Here is a 4,094-nt window from a genome sequence, read left to right on the forward strand (position 1 = left end):
GTGAGGCAGTGGCTCGCCCAGGAGACGAAGCCCAAAGAAATCGCGAAAATCAAGAGCCAGGCCTACCGGCTCTACTTCGGTGACGATTGGGAGACACAGGATCCCAAGCTGCACCACATCTTCAAGGCGAATGACATCAGCGAAAAATCGTCCGAGATCAACAATGCCAAATACTTCATCGTTGAAATATTCGCAGAAGGCCAAACCAACGAAAGATGGCGTACCGTTGGCATGGAGCTGGCGTCGCAATTTTGCGCGACGGTGAGCAAAAAATCGTATTACAAGGTCGTGCAGGATTTGTATATCGCGCTCAAGTCGATGCTGGATAGCCGAGATAAGGATGACAAGTACTGGTTCTTCATTCACCTGTGTGCGCAGTCGCTTCGGATGGGCGGCGACAAGGTCACTAAGGACGAGGCCCTGCAGATGCTGTTGGACTGTCTGGATCACATTGATCAGCCCAAGGTGGTAGGTGCGATCAAGCTTCAGATCGCGATGATTTACTCAGTGAGGAAGGATCATGCCCAGGCGTTTGAGTATGCCACCCAGGCGCAGAAGATGACCAAGGGCAGTGTCGCGATGCATGCCTCTCACATCGCGCTCAAAAACAGTGATCTCGCCACCAAAGAAGCTGATATCTCGAAGATCCAGGCGAAGGCAAAAACCAAAGCCAGCACGCTGTACTCCAACATTGTGTTGGATCGTGCCGATGAGCTCGATGAGACCCCTGCAAAAGTCGACATGTTCAAAGATCTTGTCGAATATTGTCACGAGAGCAAAAATCTGTACAACCAAATACGGGCGACGCTCGGCTACGCCGACTCACTCCTTGCCGTCCGTGGTTCGCTCGATGCTAAGGAAATTTCAGCGCTCATCAGCATCTACCACCATCTACACCATGACAATATGTCGAGCCTTCATTCAAAATGCCACCGCATCCTCCTGAGAGCTTTTGAGCAAAATAATGACTATATCAATCTGCTTCAACTGTTCAAGTACAGCTCCCTCTACTGGCGGTTGCGTGATGAGCAGATACTTGAGCTTGAAGCGGTGACCAAATTTAAAACCCTTGGCATTCCTGAAACTATTTCCGAGCGTGATCCTGTGGCTTCCTATTACTACGGGAGACTCGCAACGATCGAGAGTTAATCTTTTGTTGGGCTCGGCGATGCTGAGCACCTTCTACCTTTTCGCTAACGTTACGCTTCGGTGCCTTCATTGCTGGGCGCGCCCTGCCCTGCTCGCTGGCCTGCAGCACTTCAACGTGAGGAAATGGCATAAAGGCCTATACGACAATCAACAGCAGGGTCTTAAGCAAACGGTAGAGGCCATGGGCCTAGTTTGGCAGGGTACATATCACCGTGGAATCGACGATGCTAACAACGTTGCATCTATCATCAAGGAGATGCTCGGCTGATTATGTGAGCCGGGCCCATTGGCCCGAAGGAGCGATCTCTCCATTCACTGCACACCACCGCTTAGCCGGGCAAGCGATGACTCGAGCGTAGAATAATTTGAACACAACCTCCCCCCGCCCACGAGGTCTGCCAAGTGCTGACGGAAGTCGCGCTCGGCAAACGCGTCATGATGCGAAGCTCCGTCCAGTCATGGAATGAGATCTATCATGGCCTCATGCCCGTTGAGATTGATGGATGGCAGCTCACCCTCTTCAATGACTGTGACACCCTGGACTACTGCGAGTACTGCAGGTCGCCAGATGGCCGAGTCGGGACACTTGAACTCTGGCAGCGCGACGGAGCAGATCCTGCCGAGCTATTGAGCCCCTGGGAGCGAGAACATCTTGAGCGGCTGCTCGCTGGGCTCTGAGCATGCATGCAAAACGACAGGCGAATGTTTAGCCACTTCAGCCATCTCGAAAGCTACGTTCAAGACTGTAGCTATGACATCATTTTCATCACAGGCGGTTGCCGCTAGGGCTTGGCAGGCTTACCAAAGTTTTTAACCTGCAATCCAGGTATCCAATCTGCGATGCATCCACAAATATAAACGGCCCTGCCCTCACCAACTACTCAATGTACCAATCGAATAGCTAGTGCCTGGCTTCCGAATAGGAGTAACAAAWTGCTTAACCGTCCCGAYAAAGACGCGCTCCGTGCAATGCTGGAATCGCARGTTCAAGAAAAGCTGCARCACGAYCCAGACGCGGTAACGACTTATGCAGCCCAGCCTGTMCCTGACCGAAAACCGTACACCAGCAAACCCACGGTTCAGGACAAGGCATTTCACAAAGAGCTCGAGCAGATGCGTGCAGATGCTGAAGCCGGAGTGATACATACGCCCAAGCGCGAGCAGGAAAACGGAGATTCTCCTAGCCTAAGGCTTGATGATTATCCGGATCTGTAAAAAGTGTCGCCGAGAACCTACGGGCGTTGACCGGCTTGCCGGCTCATAGCAACGGAGACTACACGTGAGAAAGCCACCTACGAAAATCATCATCGAAGAATGGGATGGTGATGGTGCGATTCGAATTCCCGATGAGGCGCTGCAAGAACTGGAGCTGGATGTCGGTGACGCCGTGTATCTGATAGAAGAATTTGTCGGCAATACGCGCTGCCTCGACGAAATTACTGAAGCCTGGGATAGCGGACAGCCTGGTAACGCCGAGGTGAAATAAAGCAGTCACTCGACGAGCCGGGCCTAAGGCCCGAATACGCGATAGCAACAACCCGTCTCAGAAACTGCCTTGGAAGGAAGCGCGTGACAAACCTTAGCAAGCCTTTCTCTTTGTGAAACGCAATCGACGAGCATTTACTCTTTCAGCGCAAAAACCGCGTTCATGTCATCGATGCTTACGATGACCTTCGGCTTGCGAATCAAGCCCTTCAGTCGCTCAACGGAATACGGTGCCGGCACGATGGCGAACTGACCATTTCCCAGGTCTACAAATTCGATTTCATCTCCTGGTCGCAGGCCAAGAGCAGCCCTTACCTRGACAGGGATGGTGATTTGGCCTTTAGAATTCACAGTGGCAGTAGCCATGAGGGATACCTACGTGATGAAGCACTTACATGATAGCCGAGCGGTGCGCTAAGACAGCGGGTAGCACTTCAGGTCGAGCCGGCCTTGAGGGCCCGAAATAGCGACGGCTTTGGAACGTGCAATGCTCATTGATCACACGCCCACCTCTTCGCACTATTGGTCAGATCGAGGCGTCCAAAAAACTATTAGGCTAGTTCAACACCCGCGCCCAAAGCCGGCTTTTGTAGCTAGATACTTATGAGTTGATTGAAGGCACCCTGAAGTCAGTCATGGAGCGAGAGCTGCCTCGATCAAGCGTGCGTTAGGTACGGCTCGGCGCACGTCTTCTATGGCGCCCTCAATTGCGTCATGTGCAGAGGGTGCTTCACGAATGAACTCAAGAGCTAGGCTCCCTGGCTGCCCTACTCCGACCAATGCGTCATTGCAGCCTTCTTCAACCAAGCGTTCCACAAGCGCGTCCATATCGCTCTCGTCAGACGTCAGTTGGTACTTCAGGGTGAACGTACATTCCATCTCTATTCCTCTCCCTCAGCAATTTCTTGATTGTCGTTTATTCTGACGGGAATAGTGAGCAGGTGCTCATAAGGTTAAGACGGTTTGATCGATGACAGCACCACGCTACCGTCGCTACTCAGTGCGTTAATCGTGAACGCTTCGAAGTCATTCAAGCTGGGTTCAGCCGGGCCCGTCGGCCCGAAGCAGCGACTCTAAGAAAAATGCATCGACACGCCACCTGCTGCTGAGCCGGCCTCCCTGCAAAGACGAACGCATTGCACGGTCATAAATTGTCTCAGCTTAAGCTCGTCCCGTTCTTGAAGTCGTCTCCTTTTGCCGGTACTTGTAGGACACCAATCTCATGCACGGAAAGCGACCATGCAAGCAAGATTCAGAGTGATTGAGACCACCACATCGGACGATGGCAGCAAGCGATACAGGGTTGTTGATCTTGTCGAGGGAGGGTCAGCCAGCAAGCATGGCGTGTTCATAATCAGGACGGAGGCAGAGGCTATTTGTTCGCTCCTGAATGCCGAGCATTCACCTCGGAATGGTGAAGGTCGTGCGTCTATAAGACTATGACCCACTCGTTTCAGAAC

General features: G+C 52.4%; 3 protein-coding genes and 2 pseudogenes. 3 read left to right on the forward strand and 2 right to left on the reverse strand.

The annotated features are described in order from the left end of the window. The 3 genes and pseudogenes from AC1DSG_RS28505 to AC1DSG_RS28515 form a co-directional block, all read left to right on the forward strand. Nucleotides 1-1,149 (forward strand): hypothetical protein (locus AC1DSG_RS28505; RefSeq protein WP_477793858.1); only part of this gene is annotated, 1,149 nt, incomplete at its 5' end. Nucleotides 1,150-1,545: 396 nt separating this feature from the next. Beyond that, nucleotides 1,546-1,827, forward strand: a pseudogene (locus AC1DSG_RS28510) (DUF7693 family protein); the annotation flags it as partial. A gap of 601 nt (nt 1,828-2,428) precedes the next feature. After that, on the forward strand, nt 2,429-2,635 hold the full coding sequence (locus AC1DSG_RS28515) for an AbrB/MazE/SpoVT family DNA-binding domain-containing protein (RefSeq protein WP_477793859.1): 207 nt from the start codon (nt 2,429-2,431) through the stop codon (nt 2,633-2,635). Between the two features lie 134 nt (nt 2,636-2,769). Here the strand turns inward: AC1DSG_RS28515 and AC1DSG_RS28520 are convergent, their stop codons facing one another. Next, the gene (locus AC1DSG_RS28520; protein WP_477793860.1) at nt 2,770-3,000 is read right to left on the reverse strand and encodes an AbrB/MazE/SpoVT family DNA-binding domain-containing protein; all 231 of its coding nucleotides are present in this window, start codon (nt 2,998-3,000) and stop codon (nt 2,770-2,772) included. Nucleotides 3,001-3,279: 279 nt separating this feature from the next. Further along, nucleotides 3,280-3,513 (reverse strand): annotated as a pseudogene (locus AC1DSG_RS28525) (hypothetical protein); the annotation flags it as partial. Nucleotides 3,514-4,094: the final 581 nt, after the last annotated feature.

Source organism: Pseudomonas sp. P5_A12 (assembly GCF_056400685.1).